At 32.9% G+C, this 17,072-nt stretch carries 16 protein-coding genes and 6 pseudogenes; 18 read left to right on the top strand and 4 right to left on the bottom strand.

Going from position 1 to position 17,072, the window contains the following annotated elements; translation table 11 throughout:
* Window positions 1–73 precede the first annotated feature (73 nt).
* Window positions 74–532: a hypothetical protein gene (locus ACZDYH_RS29275; RefSeq protein WP_098472723.1), complete on the top strand. Its 459-nt coding sequence runs from the start codon at window positions 74–76 to the stop codon at window positions 530–532.
* 451 nt (window positions 533–983) lie between these two features.
* Here ACZDYH_RS29275 and ACZDYH_RS29270 read toward each other — a convergent pair whose 3' ends face one another.
* Window positions 984–1,184, bottom strand: a complete 201-nt coding sequence (locus tag ACZDYH_RS29270) for a hypothetical protein (RefSeq protein ID WP_458894648.1) — start codon at window positions 1,182–1,184, stop codon at window positions 984–986.
* A gap of 185 nt (window positions 1,185–1,369) precedes the next feature.
* Window positions 1,370–1,525, bottom strand: a pseudogene (locus ACZDYH_RS29265) (stress protein); the annotation flags it as partial.
* Between the two features lie 252 nt (window positions 1,526–1,777).
* Between ACZDYH_RS29265 and ACZDYH_RS29260 the strand changes: the two are divergent.
* Window positions 1,778–2,503 carry an epoxyqueuosine reductase QueH gene (locus ACZDYH_RS29260; RefSeq protein ID WP_474887881.1) on the top strand — a complete coding sequence of 242 codons (726 nt, stop codon included), beginning with the start codon at window positions 1,778–1,780 and terminating at the stop codon, window positions 2,501–2,503.
* Window positions 2,504–2,653: 150 nt separating this feature from the next.
* Here the strand turns inward: ACZDYH_RS29260 and ACZDYH_RS29255 are convergent, their stop codons facing one another.
* Window positions 2,654–2,812 (bottom strand): hypothetical protein, encoded by a 159-nt coding sequence (locus ACZDYH_RS29255; protein ID WP_166695587.1) that lies wholly within the window; start codon window positions 2,810–2,812, stop codon window positions 2,654–2,656.
* A 298-nt stretch (window positions 2,813–3,110) separates the two neighbouring features.
* On the opposite strand from ACZDYH_RS29255, the pseudogene ACZDYH_RS29250 reads away from it, so the two are divergent.
* From ACZDYH_RS29250 to ACZDYH_RS29205, 10 genes and pseudogenes are all read left to right on the top strand, one after another.
* A pseudogene (locus ACZDYH_RS29250) lies at window positions 3,111–3,651 on the top strand (thermonuclease family protein); the annotation flags it as partial.
* Window positions 3,652–3,712: 61 nt separating this feature from the next.
* Window positions 3,713–3,913, top strand: coding sequence for a hypothetical protein (locus tag ACZDYH_RS29245; RefSeq protein WP_025690082.1), 201 nt, complete (start codon window positions 3,713–3,715; stop codon window positions 3,911–3,913).
* A gap of 55 nt (window positions 3,914–3,968) precedes the next feature.
* A pseudogene (locus tag ACZDYH_RS29240) lies at window positions 3,969–4,167 on the top strand (hypothetical protein); the annotation flags it as partial.
* Window positions 4,168–4,209: 42 nt separating this feature from the next.
* Window positions 4,210–4,661, top strand: a pseudogene (locus ACZDYH_RS29235) (disulfide bond formation protein B).
* A gap of 58 nt (window positions 4,662–4,719) precedes the next feature.
* Window positions 4,720–5,013, top strand: a complete 294-nt coding sequence (locus ACZDYH_RS29230) for an ArsR/SmtB family transcription factor (RefSeq protein WP_474887874.1) — start codon at window positions 4,720–4,722, stop codon at window positions 5,011–5,013.
* A 546-nt stretch (window positions 5,014–5,559) separates the two neighbouring features.
* Complete coding sequence (locus ACZDYH_RS29225) at window positions 5,560–5,973, top strand: hypothetical protein (protein WP_102957019.1); 414 nt, start codon at window positions 5,560–5,562, stop codon at window positions 5,971–5,973.
* Window positions 5,974–7,173: 1,200 nt separating this feature from the next.
* Window positions 7,174–7,467 carry an ArsR/SmtB family transcription factor gene (locus tag ACZDYH_RS29220; RefSeq protein WP_102957020.1) on the top strand — a complete coding sequence of 98 codons (294 nt, stop codon included), beginning with the start codon at window positions 7,174–7,176 and terminating at the stop codon, window positions 7,465–7,467.
* 15 nt (window positions 7,468–7,482) lie between these two features.
* Window positions 7,483–7,662, top strand: a pseudogene (locus ACZDYH_RS29215) (fascin domain-containing protein); the annotation flags it as partial.
* A 2,251-nt stretch (window positions 7,663–9,913) separates the two neighbouring features.
* On the top strand, window positions 9,914–10,192 hold the full coding sequence (locus ACZDYH_RS29210) for a hypothetical protein (protein WP_102957135.1): 279 nt from the start codon (window positions 9,914–9,916) through the stop codon (window positions 10,190–10,192).
* Between the two features lie 417 nt (window positions 10,193–10,609).
* Entirely contained in the window at window positions 10,610–10,837 is a 228-nt protein-coding gene (locus tag ACZDYH_RS29205) for a hypothetical protein (protein WP_098535441.1), read from the top strand.
* 410 nt (window positions 10,838–11,247) lie between these two features.
* Here ACZDYH_RS29205 and ACZDYH_RS29200 read toward each other — a convergent pair.
* Window positions 11,248–11,390: pseudogene (locus ACZDYH_RS29200) on the bottom strand (Tn3 family transposase); the annotation flags it as partial.
* Between the two features lie 159 nt (window positions 11,391–11,549).
* Here ACZDYH_RS29200 and ACZDYH_RS29195 point away from each other — a divergent pair.
* The 6 genes from ACZDYH_RS29195 (at window position 11,550) to ACZDYH_RS29170 (ending at window position 16,808) form a co-directional block, all read left to right on the top strand.
* Window positions 11,550–12,467: an ABC transporter ATP-binding protein gene (locus ACZDYH_RS29195; protein ID WP_102957136.1), complete on the top strand. Its 918-nt coding sequence runs from the start codon at window positions 11,550–11,552 to the stop codon at window positions 12,465–12,467.
* On the top strand, window positions 12,464–13,216 hold the full coding sequence (locus ACZDYH_RS29190) for an ABC transporter permease (protein WP_102957137.1): 753 nt from the start codon (window positions 12,464–12,466) through the stop codon (window positions 13,214–13,216). Before ACZDYH_RS29195 ends, ACZDYH_RS29190 begins: the two co-directional genes overlap by 4 nt.
* 12 nt (window positions 13,217–13,228) lie before the next feature.
* Entirely contained in the window at window positions 13,229–13,960 is a 732-nt protein-coding gene (locus ACZDYH_RS29185) for an ABC transporter permease (protein ID WP_000830528.1), read from the top strand.
* Window positions 13,961–13,982: 22 nt separating this feature from the next.
* Window positions 13,983–14,333: a YxeA family protein gene (locus ACZDYH_RS29180; RefSeq protein WP_098535443.1), complete on the top strand. Its 351-nt coding sequence runs from the start codon at window positions 13,983–13,985 to the stop codon at window positions 14,331–14,333.
* A 339-nt stretch (window positions 14,334–14,672) separates the two neighbouring features.
* Window positions 14,673–15,386 (top strand): response regulator transcription factor, encoded by a 714-nt coding sequence (locus ACZDYH_RS29175; protein WP_098280505.1) that lies wholly within the window; start codon window positions 14,673–14,675, stop codon window positions 15,384–15,386.
* Window positions 15,387–16,808, top strand: a complete 1,422-nt coding sequence (locus ACZDYH_RS29170) for a sensor histidine kinase (RefSeq protein WP_458894460.1) — start codon at window positions 15,387–15,389, stop codon at window positions 16,806–16,808.
* The last annotated feature ends 264 nt before the right edge of the window (window positions 16,809–17,072 follow it).

Here is a 17,072-nt window from a genome sequence, read left to right as displayed (position 1 = left end):
AATTTAATCTTTTGATAGAGTTAAAAAAATCAACTTTATATTCTAATTTAGAAATTACTAGGTGGTGTCGGTAGTGTTTGAGTATCTTTTAGTTAAAGCTTTATTTACTATTTTCTTAATTAGCCTAATCGTGTTAATCAGTGTAATATGGACTAAAATAGAAAAAATTATGGACGAGACTGTATTTAAAAATGTTTCTGAAAAAACCAGATATATAGTAACTATGATAATTGTTATGGTGGGAGAATTTGTTCTCATAGTCATTACTTCATTAAATTGGAAAGCTTCAATTATTGACACACTCTTTTTTGGTAGTATTATTTTGTTCTGCTGTATATGGCTAATACCTTATTTTGTTAATCAACAACAAAACGTCGCTAAAGTTATGGATAAGCATTTTAGTGGAGGGGTAGATTTAGGTGAAATTCAAGTTCATCGTGCGAAACTTTCTGCATTTAATTTAGGAAGTATTGTATTTTCTATAGTGGGAATTATTATTCCTATTTGTTATTACTTTAAATACTTTTTATAAAGGTTTATTGGTTCTGTTGTAAAGTTAAAAACCATAAACAGGTTGGTAAATGAAGAATAACATTTAGAAATTAGCTAGTAATTGTTGAAGTTCATTGTATGTTGAAAGGGCGGATCCTCCTTAAAGACTTCGCCTTTGTTTATATAGAGAATGAATGGTTTCGATTTCTTTATTGTTTGCACAAAGCAATTGATATTCAGGCACCCCATTGCCTCTAATTGTAAATAAATAGAGGTAATGGGATGATATAAATAATCCAATATTAAAAAATCATATTGCAAAAGGACACACCTACGCATAATCATAGCGTAGGTGTGTCCTTTTTTTGTTTAAGGAGGAAAAAATTATGGGGAAAACGTTACTTATTGCAGAAAAACCAAAAGTGGCCAATGAAATTATGAAATCCCTTGATTCTAACTTCTAAAAGAACAGACACCTTAAGGTACCTGTTTTACCCTGTAGCAAATATAAATACATAGTACATGAAAAATAATAGAGATAGACTTGCAATTCTGCCAGCAATCGACTCTTTCATAAGTATCACTTTGACAACTAATGCTAGGAATAACGGTATAAATAGTACCATGGCAAGTTTGATTGCTATGTCATTCATAACTGGACTTAATGGCTCGAAATTAATTATGATATTCATCCGATTACTTATAATTACTATATATTTATAATATAATTTATATTGCTTTGTCCATAAGAAAAGGCACTCAAATGAGTGCCTTTCTTCGACTTGATAACCACTTTAAATTTAATAAGATGTATACGAGCTACCATCCAAATATAATCATATCATATTTTCTGAAAAATGAAAGCGGATTCCTTAACTTACTTAATTATTTTGTCCATTACTTCTTTATATTTGTTAAATTGGGCATCTTCCATGTCACCATTCATTTGTAAAAGAAAATTATCTTTTGCATAAGTATGAGAGAATAACATTTGATTACCGTTACCTAAATCATCGTAGTAGTTATTCGTCTTAACGTGAAGTATTACCAGTTAAAAGGTAACCCAAAAGATTTTGTGATGAAAAAGAAGGATTAAGGATATATTTTAGAGATAGAGGTAATAGAATACGTATATTATTTTGGCCGTTACCAAAAGGCCATAAGAATCGTTTTACAATCGATAAATACATACATTATTATATTTATATTAATTGATTCGAATGATAAAATAGATAAATGAAAATAAACAGGAGGTTTAGTTGTGAAAGAAGTGTTAGATGTTGAAATGTATTTAAAGAAAATGAATAATCAGAAAATAAATTATGACAAATTATTAAGAAAAATGATTAAAGATTGGGAAGCAAGAAATGAAAGACCAAAAGTGTTACTTCATTCATGCTGTGCCCCTTGTAGTACTGCTTCATTAGAATTTCTTGCAGAACATGCAGATATTACAATTTTCTTCTCGAATTCAAATATCCATCCGAAAAGTGAATACATGCGACGCTCTAATGAACAAAAGATTTTTGTAGAAAAGTTTAATGATCGTACTGGGCACACAGTAGGATTTATTGAAGATGACTATCGTTCAAATGTATTTTTTAAAATGGTAAAAGAAGAAGGTTTGGCAGAAGAGCCAGAAGGTGGGCTTCGTTGTTCAGCTTGTTTTGATATGAGATTGGATCGTTCAGCTGAGGTAGCACAAGAAAAAGGATTTGATTACTTCGGTAGTGCAATTACTCTTTCTAAAAATAAAAATAGTCAATTAATAAATGAACTTGGAATCGGTGTGCAACAAAATTATGATTCGCGTTATTTACCAAGTGATTTCAAAAAAAGTAATGGATATCAACGTTCAATTGAAATGTGTAATGAATATGATGTTTTCCGTCAGTGTTATTGTGGATGTTCATTTGCAGCAGAGAAACAAGGTATAGATTTACGAGTGGTGAACAAAGATGCAATAAAATATCTAAAAGAAAATAATCTTAGTTTGAAAAAAGAGATTTAATGGAGAAAAATTCGCTTTAAAATTAACCTGTTTTCTACCAAAGAAACGCAATATATTTCTAAATGATAAACGTAAAAAGCTAAAATAGTTCTGGAATAACTCCTTACTAGTTAAGTTTTAGAGAAGAAAAAACCAGTAAGGAGTGTTTTCTTAATCTCGCATTGCCCCTGCCTCTCGGGAAGTCATTGCTCCTTGTCCTGCCCTTACATCATTTTGAATTTCTTGTTTCACTTTTTGTGCATCAGTTTCAGCAAAATCTGGTTTCATAACAGAACCAGGACTTTTTATAGCTTTTTTATGATTTTGCATAAAAACCCTCCTTAACTTTACGTTTAACAGCCTTATTATTTACAAAAATACACTTGGTATACCCAATTAGTTGAACTGGTCTCATGTAAAGTACAAGGAAGGAATTAAATAAGTTTCCAAACATACTATTTATGTAGGAATTAATATTGTAAAATCCTTAATTTTATATATAAAATTAATAAGAATTATGATATGATGAAAGTAACAAAATACTTCTAAAACTATCTTGCAAAAGGACACACCTACGCATACATATGCCATAGGTGTGTCCTTTTTATTTGTTTTAAAACCTCGAAAACAAAAGGGAATGCAACAGAGTGTAAAAGGGAAACGTACTGTTGTAATATACCAGAAGTCTATAAGGATACATTAAAAGGCTTAAAAACGGTTAAGGGGAAGAGGTAGTAAAGGTAAAAGACTGAAATAGCATAGATGTGAACATAAACGGGGGAAAATAGACGATAAGATTGCTGTTATTGGATATTTCTGAGTATGTATCTCGAAAAATCCCACTACAAAAGATGGGAAAAGAAGCATATACATTTCTAAAGGAACAAATAAAAAAAAAGAGTGTAACATTTGTCTATGATCATGGGCCAAAAGCGGACAAGTATGGTAGGGAATTAGCATATGTATTTGGTGAAGGGATACATATAAACGAATTAATGGTCAAATCAGCATATGGCATTGTAGCTTATATTTCGAAACCTAACACTACGTTGCTACCACATATGCTAGAAAGCGAAAAAGAAGCAAAAGTATCAAAGGCTGGCGTTTGGAACATAAAAGGTTTTGTAGATGAAAAGATACGTCATTATAACCGTAATGATGCGTCTTAGCACTCAATACAAACTTAATCAATTATGATACAAATTATCATACAAAATGGAGGTCTCATAAATGAATGAGAACAAAAGAAATATGATTTTATCTTTTATTATTTCAAGTTTATTTATTTTTGCGAGTCTATTGCCGTTTAGTAGTAATGAATATGTGTATGTTATCTCCAAAATTGGTGCTGCAGCTGGTGTAATAAATATTGTTATGATGAGCGTTTTCTTATATTTTCAAAGTAAAAAAACGGGACATTTACTAAATTAGCAAAATAAGATTTAATAGTTCTCCTTACCTGTATCTTTTTAAGTTTGGTAAGAAAAAAACAAACAAAAGTGTACATACACATATTGTATATAGATTTGGTCCCCTAGAAAAAGCATTAGAAACTGTGGTGATTTTGAGAATCTTTTCCCTCTAGAATTAAAAGTAAGGAGCATGACTGGGAAGATATTAACGATTGGATACGGTCTATTGAAACTGGATGCTCAAAACATGGAAATAAACTAGTCATATATTAGCAAATGTTTTGCATTTCAAAAAACAGGTGAGGCGAAAATAAGATGTCGATTATTCAAAAATATCACATTACAATTGCTTGGACGATAGCTACTACTGCAATGCTAGTAAGTTTGATTTTTAGTGAGTGGATGAAGCTGCTCCCCGTGTAATTTGTGCTGGTATCAAAGGATGGCCATATATCCATTGGAATTAATATTAGGTATAGGAATGTATAGAAAAGATCCATACGTAAGAGCATATGCATTCCCATTTGCATGTATTGGCTTATTCATAGCTGTTTATCAAATAATGGTTCAGGTTTTTCCAACAAGTGAAATGAAGATATGTTCTGAAGGGGTTCTTGTACAGAAGATTACTTGAGTCTGTTTGATTTCATTTCGATACCTATGCTATCTTTTATTGTTTTTTAACCATCATAATACTTCTATATATTAAACCTGATAGAGACAAAAGATTAAACAATATAGTGATTAAGAACAATATACTCAAATAAACACGAAATACCTATAAATAGATAAAAAGTAAAAAGAATTTAAAAGGAGAAATTAAAAATGACAACAATGCAAGTAAGTAATGAAATATACAAAATTCCAGAGGCGGATATAGAACTATTAAAAATTATGGCCCATCCAGTTAGATTACAAATTGTGAAGGAGCTAGAACGTCACAAAATTTGTAATGTAACACAGTTAACAGAGCTATTACATGTGCCTCAATCTACCGTATCTCAGCATTTATCTAAAATGCGCGGGAAAATTCTTCGCTCGGAAAGCAGGGGAATAGAGATGTATTATCATATTGTGATTTCCAAGGCATGTCAGATTGTCGGAGTATTAGGTCTGTAATTCTAACCCGAAATAGGGTGATAGAAAGAGTATTGTTAAATATGGCTGCAAAAGCTGATGTACTGCAGAATGATAAATTCACAAGTTTAGAGTGTAGTCCTTCTAATAATGGAGGAGCTGACGGTGGTGGAAAATTGATATAAGAGTTACTAAAAAAGAGTGCAGAACATGTCTGCATTCTTTTTAATTGTGCCCTAGGTACAATAGATAAAGTATTTTGTTGTGTATGACTCTGAATAGGGGATACCGTGTTTTGCTATGCAAAACGATATTTTCGACTTTTCAAGCAAATAGAATATTAAGTTTATTAATGTGTATAGTGGGAATTAAAGTTTAGAATATTCTGTGTCAATATTATCAATTTACTATAGTTTACAAATATGTAAAAATAGAGCTGATTATAATTTTCCGTAAATATTAGATTGAAAGCTATCATAAGGGGAATTTGAGCATTTATAGCCTGCTTATAAACGGTGATTGGGGATACAGACAATAATGTGATCAAGTCCTTGTAGAATTTATCAAACAAAATGAGGTGACTGTAACTTGAGAGAAATTGCGAAAAAAGTACAAATGATACGTTTACAGGAGGAGCATTTTGGGCGTAAGGCAGACGCAGAACAGTACTCTACCAAGCGATGTAAAATAGAACGAGAGAGTATTAAATTAGAAAAAAATAGAGTTAAAAAACGAACTCAAAAATTTCAAACGTCAGAAGAAAAATGGGACACAAAATGTAAAGAAGCAGTACAATTATTTAATCAAGGAGAGGAATATCCAATTATTGCAAAGAAACTGAGGTGCAATGTGAGTAGCTTGTATAAAGAACTTAAGAAACGCGGCGCATTACAAATACCAAAGCAGGTAGCAGCATCTAAATCATTAAAATCACCCATAACATCAACACAAACAAAAAAAACGAATTTCGAACGATATAAAGAATATTATATGTACAAATAGAAGAATTCATGGCTATTAATCTATACCTGATTCTTTAGTATTAATAAGCTCAGATTATAAAGGGTACAATGAAAAAATGCATGTTTAGCAGCAAATCTTCTTACAGTATTGATGGAGCATCTTTTTATTTTTTAGAATATTTATTCTCTGATGATAACATCCAACAAATATTGAAGGCTATTACCTGTTGCTTAGATTATAAAAATATTCATAAAACTAAATCCTTACTTATATTTGTTGAGTGGTTGGTTAAGAAGATATTTTTTGCAAATGTTAAAATAAGAATAATTTGTCTAAAGTAAAAGAATCCCCATGTCATAAAGGATTCTTTTAGAAGAGTTAGAGAGATGTTGTCACTTGACTCATATTGATTTTACGTTAAATAGAAAGAATATTCAATCTTATTTTGTGTTTCTCAATATATTTCGTTCGTTTTTATATTATAAAATAGTTAATTGTTTTTATTTATACAGTAACTGTTTAAATCGCTTGCTTATATAGGAATTGTTGTTTGCCATTGCTGGGGATCAGAAATAGAAATTAATCCCAATATATGATTGATACCTCTACTATACTTAATTCTGTGAAAATCTTAAAACCATTCGTTAAATATGAAATTAATGAATAGTTTGGTGATGAAAGCCTATCTCTACTATAGTGTCAGCTTATTGAAGTTTTAGGTTTATAATTAATAGACAGTTTAGTTCAGAGGATATTTTTAATTGATTAAATTTAAAAGCCCTGTCTTTAAAGACAGGGCTTTTAAAAAAGGGATGACAGTTAACAACTGAAGGTACCATTATATTACCATTATTGGGATTTTTATTCCATATTTTTGTGTTGAGAAATAAATAATATATGATGTAAAAGGTGAGATGAGTAGAGGATTCTTATAGGTTTAGCAATATGAGAAAGTAAATATCTCGATTAAAGTTATCTTGAAACAAGGAGTGGAAGTATTATATTTGCTTAGAAAGCATCATTCAAAGTTATGTATAGATTATAATATGAATAAATATAGTGTGGTTAAAAAATTTCAAGACACCAATTCATTAGAACGGTAAAAACTGTTTTCGGAATAGGTGTTTTTTTTGTATGGAGTAGAATATATTTTCTCAACAGGAAAAATTGTAATTATCTATAAGTATTACTTATAAGGATAATCGGAAAATAGAAATTAATAATGAAGGAGAATGCGAAATGTTAACAGTAATATCTAAAAATGACCTAGCTAAAATACGCGAAGAAGATGTAGATGTAATAAGGGTAATGGCACATCCGGTTCGATTAAAAATTATAAGTGAGTTAATGCATCATAAAATGTGCAATGTTACACAGTTAACAGAAATATTAAAACTTCCACAATCCACCGTTTCACAACATCTAGCAAAGTTAAGAGGAATTGTAATCCGTGCAGAAAGAAAAGGATTAGAGATGCATTATTATATTGATAATACTAAAGCTCGTCAGATTGTAGAAATTTTAGGGCTGTAGGTTAAACATACGTAAAAGTATGTTTCGTTTGAGTCAAATGGTAGAATAGTAGCAGATCGTAAATCAATTGGGGCATGGGAAAAGTTTATCTTATATAATGGTGGAGACAATAGAATATAGGTATTACAAGCACTAAGTAATGGTAGATATATATCAGCAAATGGTGGTAGAGAATTAGCAGCTATAAGTATTTAATACAAGTGTATATTAATGTGTAAAAGGGCTGCAGGTAATTAGCAGTCCTTTTTGCATGTTAAATAAGGACTTACTGAGGTTATAATGAAAAGAAAAAGAACCCTATAGGGTTCTTTTTCAAGGCATATTAACAGTAAGGAGAATCATGAAATGCTACTTCAAATCTTTATTAGAGGAAAGATTTTGAATAAGCTTAACATATATTTATTTTTACATAAATGTAAGATGTAGTAAATTGATAATATTTATACTTACTATTACTAATATTCAATTAAGATAGTTAATACTATTAATATAGTGTTAACTGGTGTTTAGTACAGTATACATTTAGAAATATAATATTAGATTTCATTTGTTAAAAAAGTTAATAGATATATTATTTCAAATTCTAACTAACATTTAAAAAATTTTAATTGAAACTGGTTGTGAATTAACTCTTATAAGCCAATAAAAGTAAATAAAATAAATAAAGACCCTGTAAAAATACAGGGCCGGATACAAGGTTAAGGGAACGCATAGTTTCTTAATATCATAGTAGCATATATTCTTTGTATAGCTACATGAGGATTTTGACAGAATTAAGAACAAGACAGAAAATCTGTAGGAAAGCAAATATAGTGCTGGAAATGTGATTTTAAATTAAAATATAGGCATATTGAAATGGGTGAAAACCCTTGAGTACCATGATTAAATTGCCTTTACATATGAGGTTTAGGTTAGAGGGATAATTGTATCTTACTGAATAGGAAAAATGTTTTTTAGATTAAAAGACACCTTTTGGGTGTCTTTTCTTAAGATAAACGGTTCACATATTGCTGAATTAGATACGAAACCATAATTCGACTATGAAGTAAACCTTAACATAATCTGAACAAAAAAATGTGATATTACATTTTTAATTATTTTATTGAATATAGAGAAGCAACGTAAATAAAAAGGGCATGCAGTCGTATCTGCAGCCCTTTTTAGGAGGAATTCAAGATACCATTAGGACACGTATTGGTAAACAGGTTCAAAAATAGTATGTGTGAAAAGAAAAAGTCCTATACCAAAAGTAGACAGGACCTTATCTTTTTTACATTTTAAAAAATGAAATTCTGTCCTTTTGAAATCAGTACAGCACACACTTGGTTTGAAATGAAATTAGAAAAAGTATACATGAAAATGGCAGACAACTATTTTGTTGCCTGCCGGTGCCAGTGGGTTGAATGAGTTAGTCAATTCAATAAATTGTGCTATCCCATTACCAGAAGAGTGAAGCCACTAGTTCAAACGACTTAGACATAGTTTGCCTAATAAAGAAAAAATTATGAGTAGAGATTTTGTTTGCTCTATATGAAAAGATAAATAGATATTCATCAGACAAGGATAATTTAGCATATCTTGAATAGGGTGTAGGAACGAATTAAAGAAAGGGATATTTGTTTAGGAAGGGACTGACTCAGGAGCGGGACTTTCGGACAGGGTTTGGGGAGCGGTGATTGCCTTTGGCATAATGTAATATTTGTTTTAGCATTAAAGAATTTAGCATTGGATCCAGCTTTTATGGAATGGAAGTGTTGGAAGTACTTAGGTATTATCAATAAGAACCCAATAAAAAATTCTAAAAAGGAGACATAATGATACTAGTGTTCTAAAAAGGTTCGTGATTGGTAGCGAATATAAAAAATCAGTTCAAATTAGATACAAAAGCACCCAAAAGGGTGCCTTTTGTATCTCTTAAAATGACTTAAGATACGTTTACTTGAGTTCATTAGGTAGTTAGAGGTTGATAGACTATCTTTAATGAAAATGCTGATCAATTATATTTCATTTATATATATAAATGAAATATGTAATTTTGCATCATCAATTCTTTTCTTATCCTATTTCCAAGAATTGTTCATGCAGAATTATGCGAAACGAGAGATTGCGAGAAATTCAACGTAGCATAAAAAATGTGCTAACAAGTTTGGAAACGAATGAAAAAGATATAAAATATCTCTGATATGTTGCTTGAAAAAACACACTTAATCAAATAGATAAGACACGTAAATTATTAAAGGCTTAATGGATAATGAAACCATGCAGAGTAGATTAGGGGAATACTAGTTATTCAAGTTTCTCTTATTCAATAATAAAATTTCACGTACCTAACGTGAAAATAAAAATTAAATTAAAGCAATAAGGAATTTTAATAAAGCATAACTTTCGAATTATTCGGAGTTTGTATATATGATTATTTTGATGTTAATATATTAACTAATTAAAAATGAAGATTAAATTTGATTTGGTTAAAGGTGAAAATTTCGATTTTACTGTACTAGAAACAAAATTGCTGAAAACTTTTAAAGAAGTGGATAATGTAGCAATAATTGAAAAGGTTGAAGATAAACTTTTTGAAAGAGATGATGTGCGAACCTATTTAGCAGAGATTAATATTAATGTTACAGGAAAGAATATTGGATATAGATCAGTTTCAGCTAGTATATTTTTTGTTTTAGAAAGTCTATCAATAAAGCTATTCAATATTAGTATTAGTGTACATTAAGTATCCAAAATGGATGTTTTTTCTTTGTTAAAAGTTAAAAAGAAATTCCACATTGAACCGGTGAACATTCTAATTAGACAAGCATATGATGAATTAGTGGGACGAGTTATCATATGAGATGAAACTTGGAGCGCCATATTTATTTGTTGAAGGGTACCCTTTTTATTTTATACTTTTTAATAAGGACAAGCATATATTAGAGGATGGGGTAACCCCACTTCATATATTTGAGCACCTGTAATCGTCAGGTGCTCTTTATTTTGTGAAAAATGGACATTTATAGTAAGTGATTATATAAATAAATTGATCACACTATCAAAAAGTTACAGTGAATTATGTGTATAAAAGAGGTTTCTATTTACGGATTTATGTGAAAAAATAATTTCATATAACAGATTTTAGGAGGACATTTTATAAATGGAGCAGGTTATACAAGAATTTTTTTCTCCAAATAAAAACTATAAGGTTCAAATTATTGAAAGGAAAGATGGTCTATATACAACAGAAGCGTATAGATGGATGGAGGATTGTGGATATGAATTTTGGAGTTATATATCACAAGGATTAACTTTGATAGATAGTGAGGAACATGCGCGAAAGATCGCTATGGAACAACTAAAGGAATGTTCAAAGGATGAGTTTTAAAAATATGCTATTTTACCTGTAAAATTATAAGGAATTATGATGTTTTATTGTTGGTGAAAGAATACAAATCTTTCGTAAGTGAACCTAGTATTATTAATTATTAATTTTAGACTCACATCTTTTTTATGAAAATATAGAAGTGAATTTCAATTAATTATATTTATCTTATGTGAATTGTAAGGTATAATAATATTAGGTGCAAAGATGCACTATTTGAAAAAGAGTGCAAGGCAAAAAGGAATCCGTAAAGGATTCCTTTTTTACATTTAATGTTTTAATTCTTAGATAGAAATTCCGTTTTGGGGGTAATTCAAAATATTAGCTTGATGGACATGTGGTGCTATCCCATGCTCATCAAGCTAAGAAATGTAAATACCTCAAAAACAAAAAGAGTGAACCTAATCAACAAAAATAAAATTGCTCTTTTCAATTCTTCTCATTTCACGTAAAGCAGTAGTTAGTTTATTTTGCCTTGTATAGGATTCTAAATTCCCTACGATAAGTGCCCCAGACACTTTTCCTTCTCGATGGAATGGGGTAAACGGAGTACATCTCAAGCATTATTTTAAATCAACAGTTACTTAAGATTTTAATACAAATCAAGTGATTTAAGGTTGGCTTAAGGTTTTCTTTAGATTGGAGAAAGGTGTAGGCATTACAGTTGAAAGAGAAGAAAAATATCTAAAAAACTTGAATGGAGCTGACTTTTCATATGGGTGTTTCGGCTATTGTACAAACGCAAAATCTTTCCAAAACATATGGGGCTATTAATTGTGTAAATAAAGTTGATCTTCATGTTCAGGAAGGGGAAATCTACGGATTTCTGGGTCCAAACGGAGCAGGGAAAACAACTACGCTAAAAATGTTGTTGGGACTTATTAAGCCTTCTGAAGGGACAATTAAAGTTTTCGGCGAAAGCCTGGATAAAAATCGTGCATCTATTCTGCAACGTACTGGGTCACTGATTGAATCTCCTTCTTATTATGGACATTTGACAGGGCTAGAGAATATGAAGGTCATGCAGCGTCTTCGGAATGTTCCAGATAAAAACATAGACGAGGTGCTTCGTATTGTACGGCTAGAAAATCAGAAAGACAAGAAGGCTGAACAATATTCACTTGGAATGAAGCAACGGCTAGGAATCGCAATGGCTCTGCTTGCCTTTCCAAAGCTACTGATTCTTGATGAGCCGACGAATGGTCTTGATCCCGCTGGTATTGGTGAAATTCGGGAGCTTATCAAATCTTTACCAGAACGCTATGGGATAACTATATTACTTTCCAGTCACTTACTCTCTGAGATAGAACAGATTGCTACCTCAGTAGGGATTATTAGTGAAGGTAATTTGTTGTTTCAAGGTAGTATGACAAGTTTGCGGAAAAAAAATAGAAATGCCATCTTTATGAAAACGGGGAATAATGCCAAAGCTGAGCAGCTACTTTTCAATCAAGGATATAGTCCAATTAACAATGGCAGCCGGATTGAGTTGGGTAATCTTCAGGATACAGAAGTAGCGGAAATGAACAAATTGCTTGTTGAACATGAAATTGCTGTCACTCGAATCGAGGAGCAAAAGAAAAGTTTGGAGGATATTTTCCTGGAGTTTACAGGAAAGGAGCGAAGTTTGTGATTAAGATATTAGGACTGGAATATTTTAAAATTCGTCGCAAAAAAATATGGGTTATGATTATACTATTTCTTATTGTGGAGATGTTGTGGGCCTTTATGTCCATTAGTCGGTCCATTGCGAGTAATCCGGATAACCGCGTTTGGGAATCTATTTTTTTTAGTATCTCTTCTATGAATGGCCTTTTTATGCCGATTATTTCGGCCGTTGTTGCCTCACGTATTTGTGACATGGAGCATAAGGGATCGACCTGGAAAATGCTTGCTGCTACTAATGTGGAACGTGGGCAACTCTATGCAGCGAAGTATATATGCATTAATAGTCTGCTGCTTTATGGTATCTTTGCACAAGTTTTATTCATAATAGTGTTCGGATTAATAAACGATTTTCCTGGCACTGTTCCTATCGGATTGCTAATCCGGTTCATTGGGGGGAATCTACTAACAACTCTTGCTGTCACAGCACTTCAACAATGGATTTCTTTCTCCATCAAAAACCAGTCTTTTGCGCTGTGCCTGGGTATGCTGGGCGGCTTTATAGGAATGACCGCTGGGCTATTTCCAGCTGCTATTAGACATATTTTTATTTGGTCTTATTACTTGGAGCTCAGCCCCGTTACTTATTTATATGCTGAGTCTACGGGTTCCTATATGATACAGCCAGTAAGCTATGGAATTGTAGTGGGGGCGTTGATTATGACAGTCCTATTCTATTTCGCTGGACGCATTCAGGTAAGCCGAAAGGAAATCTAAGGAGGAAAGTTAATGAAACGAAGTATTTCTGCTGAATGGCTTAAACTACGTCATTCCCGGATTGGTCTTGTAATTGCTGCACTTCCAATAATAAGTATGTTGATTGGAAGTGCGAATTTTTATTTGAACCAAGGCGCTCTGCAAAATGGTTGGTACAGCTTGTGGACTCAGGTCAGCCTGTTTTACGGTGTTTTTTTCTTACCTATTTTGATAGCTATCTGTTGCTCTTATATATGTAGGCTGGAGCATTTAAACCGAAATTGGAATATGATTATGACCTCTCCCGTATCGGTAGCCAATGTGTTTCTTGCCAAATTGATTATCGTTAGTATTTTAATTTTGTTCGCGCAAGGTCTGTTCATGGGACTCTACTGGCTAATAGGTACCTTGTTCTCTTTACCTGGATCATTCCCTGTAGAAACTATAGAATGGACGATACGTGGATGGTATGCTTCTCTGTCAATTAGTGCTTTGCAATTGGGACTGTCGCTACGGATTCGTAGTTTTGCTACACCGATCGGAATAAGTCTGTGTGGGGTTTTTATCGGCTTAGGTATGTATATTGGCAAGTTTGGAATGTTATTCCCGTTCTCCTTGCTCAACATTGGCATGAGTGTGATGAGTCAGGATAAGTTGACGAACATGCAGAGCTTACTGTTTTGGGTGATTAATATGGCTTTTGTTATTATTTTTGCGTCGAGATCAATCAGAAGGTTAAAGAACAGAGACGTTGTTTCATCCTGATTGAGGTTAGGAGGAATTTATAATGAAAAAAATATTGTTGGTACTAGGGGCCGTCATCGTGTTTGGAGCATGTATGTGGATGTTCTTCTTCACTCCAGAAAAGCTTACACCTGAAAATCCTGCAGGGAAAACCGTTTATTACACTAAGATAACTGGATCCGGTGTTCAAGGTCAGAATGGACGGTACGACTATAAGGTGATTGCTTATGATGAGAAAAAAAAGAAAGAAGAACTAAGTTTTTCGGCAGGAAAGAAATTGAGGGAAGGAGCTTATATTCAACTATATTATACAATGATTCGGGGCGTTACGTATTGGGAAGAGGTTAGCTTCGAGGAACTACCTGAGGCGGTGCAACAGCAGTATCGAGAATAATAATAATTTGAAAGAAGAAGGTACTTTCCTATAGTAATTAATTTACGAATAATAATGTAATACAAAACCCCATTTTTATTCATTTTTACATTGAATAAAAATGGGTTTTTTTTGTTACTGTATAATGTCTCTTCCAAGAATAAACTAAATACTTTTTGCCCATAAAGATTAAAACAAAATTACTGTACTATGTGGTTTTAAATAGTGAATCCCCAAAATGAAATAGGGGGAATTCCGCAAATTATTTGTATAAATTTAAAAAAGGTATCAAGAAGTGAAGTTGAATTAAAACACCAAAAAATTCCTTTTTTTGTGTATAATCAAATGAGGTGATGTAAAATGGAAAATCTAAAAAACAAAAAAATATTAATTGTGGATGATGAACAAGAAATCAGAATAATGATAGAAAGATTTTTAAGAAAAGAGGGATTTTTTCGCATTTATACTGCTGTTGACTGCGCTTCTGCTCTGTCATTTTGCCAGGTAGACAATCCAGATATCGTAATTCTGGATGTTATGTTACCAGATGGTGACGGATTTTCTTTACTGTCTTCCATTAGGAAGTTTTCGAACACACCGGTTCTTTTTCTCTCTGCGCGGGGAGAGGATGAAGATCGATTGCTTGGATTGGGATTGGGGGCAGATGATTACATGGTGAAGCCATTTCTGCCACGTGAGCTGGTATTACGGCTCATGGCGATTTTGAAACGTGTATATTCTTCCTCGGTCACAGAGCGTCTATCTATCTTCAGATTAGGAGAACAAATCGTTGATCTTGAAAGCGCTGTTGTACACAGAGGGCAGAAAGAGATGCCATTGACGGCAAAGGAGCATGCCATTCTTGTAAAGCTTTATGAAAATCAAGGACGTATCATTACAAATGATGCCTTATGTCAGGCTGTTTGGGGAGATGACAGCTACGGTCTTGAGAATACTTTGATGGTTCATATCAGGCGGATACGTGAAAAGATTGAGCTGGATCCTTCTAAACCAATCTATCTTCTCACCTTCAGGGGATTGGGATATAAATTGCTAGTAAAGGAGACGTGTTGAGTGGAAGGAATTACTCGTATATTACAGCGATTTGTCACCACGACCATCCTTATTTCGATATTTGTGCTTATTTTTAATTTCGTGCTACTAGGTACCTTGGTGTTCAATGAAACTAATCAACAAATCCCTCCGGAAGGTTTACTTAAAAAGATTTCTCAAAATCTAGACAAGCAGGATAACAACTATCATTTAGACGAGGACACCGCCAAGATTTTGCAGCACAATCAAGCGTGGGCTATGCTGATTGGTGAAGACGGCCATGTGCAATGGGATTACCATTTACCTAATGATGTTCCGAGATTTTATAATTTAGTCGATGTAGCTAAGTTATCGCGATATTATCTTTTGCAATATCCTGTTTATACTTGGGAACATGAAAAGGACCTAATTGTGGTCGGATATCCAAAGGGAAGCCACTGGAAGTATCAATTTACCTTTCTTTCTGATTGGTTAAGGGAGATACCCTTGCGGCTTGGTGTACTGTTGCTCTTTAATGTAGGGATAACTCTGTTGATTTCTGTTGTGATTGGTACACGTCTCATAAGAGGGATACGTCCTCTTGTGTCAGGAGTCCACAATCTTGCTAGGGAGGAATTGGTTCAGTTGGATTCCAAGGGAATATTTGGTGACTTGGCTCAAAGTATTAATTCTGCCTCCACTAAGCTTCAGAAAAAAACGGACGCGTTGAAGGCACGAGATGAAGCGCGTTCTAATTGGATTGCCGGGATTTCTCACGATATCCGGACCCCACTCTCGATTATTCTTGGCTATGCAAGCGAAATGGAAGATAATTTTGACTTGCCGGAGGACCAGAGGTGGCAGGCTGGTATCATTCGGCATCAGGGTGAGAAGCTCCGCTCACTTGTAAGTGATTTGAATCTAGTCTCCATGCTTGAGTATGAAATGCAACCTTTGCATTTGAAGCAAATCCGTCTATCAGTTTTAGCGAGACAGGTAGCTACGGATTTTTTGAATAATGGGTTGGATGATCGTTATGAAATTGATTTGAAGCTGAATGTTGAAGCCGTTAAGGTTATTGGAGACGAGAAATTGCTACTTCGTGCAATCAGTAATCTTGTCCAAAATAGTGTAAATCATAACACACAGGGATGTGTAATCACGTTGGAAACTTCTTTATCCAAGGATCGCTCCCAATATCGCTTTATTGTAAAGGATAATGGGCGGGGAATTCCAAAGGAGAAATTGACGGAAATTACCGAGTTACCTTATTCATCAAAAAGAAAGCGGACTGTCAAAGAAGGCCATGGTCTAGGAATTCCAATGGTGGCAAGGATTGTGCAGGCTCATCACGGACGTCTATTTATTTCAAATAATGGGGATCGAGGAGGTCTAACGACTGTTATAGAATTACCTGCGCATCACGATGAAAAGTTAGAAAATAAAAAAAGTAAAAAAAAGTAAAAAAATAACTTGAAAAAAATTGGAAAAAATTATAAAGTAAATATGTACCAAATATTACTTAATTATACATCTTATGGACGAGCTACTTATTTTAATAATTTTGTTGTGTAACTTTTTATAAAGTTGTACATAGAAATGTCTAAAAATGAGGAGGTGTATCGTGATGAAAAACTTTAACATGGAAGCTTTGAGAGCAATTGAAGATATCAGTGATGAAGAACTTTTGATTGTTACGGGTGCTGCTGCAACACAAGCTGCTGATAG

The organism is Bacillus sp. EB V-12, from assembly GCF_056158125.1.
This window is presented reverse-complemented; position numbering and strand designations above follow the sequence as displayed.

Coding starts and splice junctions, on each gene's coding strand:
- ACZDYH_RS29270 (WP_458894648.1), bottom strand. CDS start 1,184: ATGAATATCATAATTAATTTCGAGCCATTAAGTCCAGTTATGAATGAC.
- ACZDYH_RS29260 (WP_474887881.1), top strand. CDS start 1,778: ATGTATTTAAAGAAAATGAATAATCAGAAAATAAATTATGACAAATTA.
- ACZDYH_RS29255 (WP_166695587.1), bottom strand. CDS start 2,812: ATGCAAAATCATAAAAAAGCTATAAAAAGTCCTGGTTCTGTTATGAAA.
- ACZDYH_RS29245 (WP_025690082.1), top strand. CDS start 3,713: ATGAATGAGAACAAAAGAAATATGATTTTATCTTTTATTATTTCAAGT.
- ACZDYH_RS29230 (WP_474887874.1), top strand. CDS start 4,720: ATGACAACAATGCAAGTAAGTAATGAAATATACAAAATTCCAGAGGCG.
- ACZDYH_RS29220 (WP_102957020.1), top strand. CDS start 7,174: ATGTTAACAGTAATATCTAAAAATGACCTAGCTAAAATACGCGAAGAA.
- ACZDYH_RS29210 (WP_102957135.1), top strand. CDS start 9,914: ATGAAGATTAAATTTGATTTGGTTAAAGGTGAAAATTTCGATTTTACT.
- ACZDYH_RS29205 (WP_098535441.1), top strand. CDS start 10,610: ATGGAGCAGGTTATACAAGAATTTTTTTCTCCAAATAAAAACTATAAG.
- ACZDYH_RS29195 (WP_102957136.1), top strand. CDS start 11,550: ATGGGTGTTTCGGCTATTGTACAAACGCAAAATCTTTCCAAAACATAT.
- ACZDYH_RS29185 (WP_000830528.1), top strand. CDS start 13,229: ATGAAACGAAGTATTTCTGCTGAATGGCTTAAACTACGTCATTCCCGG.
- ACZDYH_RS29180 (WP_098535443.1), top strand. CDS start 13,983: ATGAAAAAAATATTGTTGGTACTAGGGGCCGTCATCGTGTTTGGAGCA.
- ACZDYH_RS29175 (WP_098280505.1), top strand. CDS start 14,673: ATGGAAAATCTAAAAAACAAAAAAATATTAATTGTGGATGATGAACAA.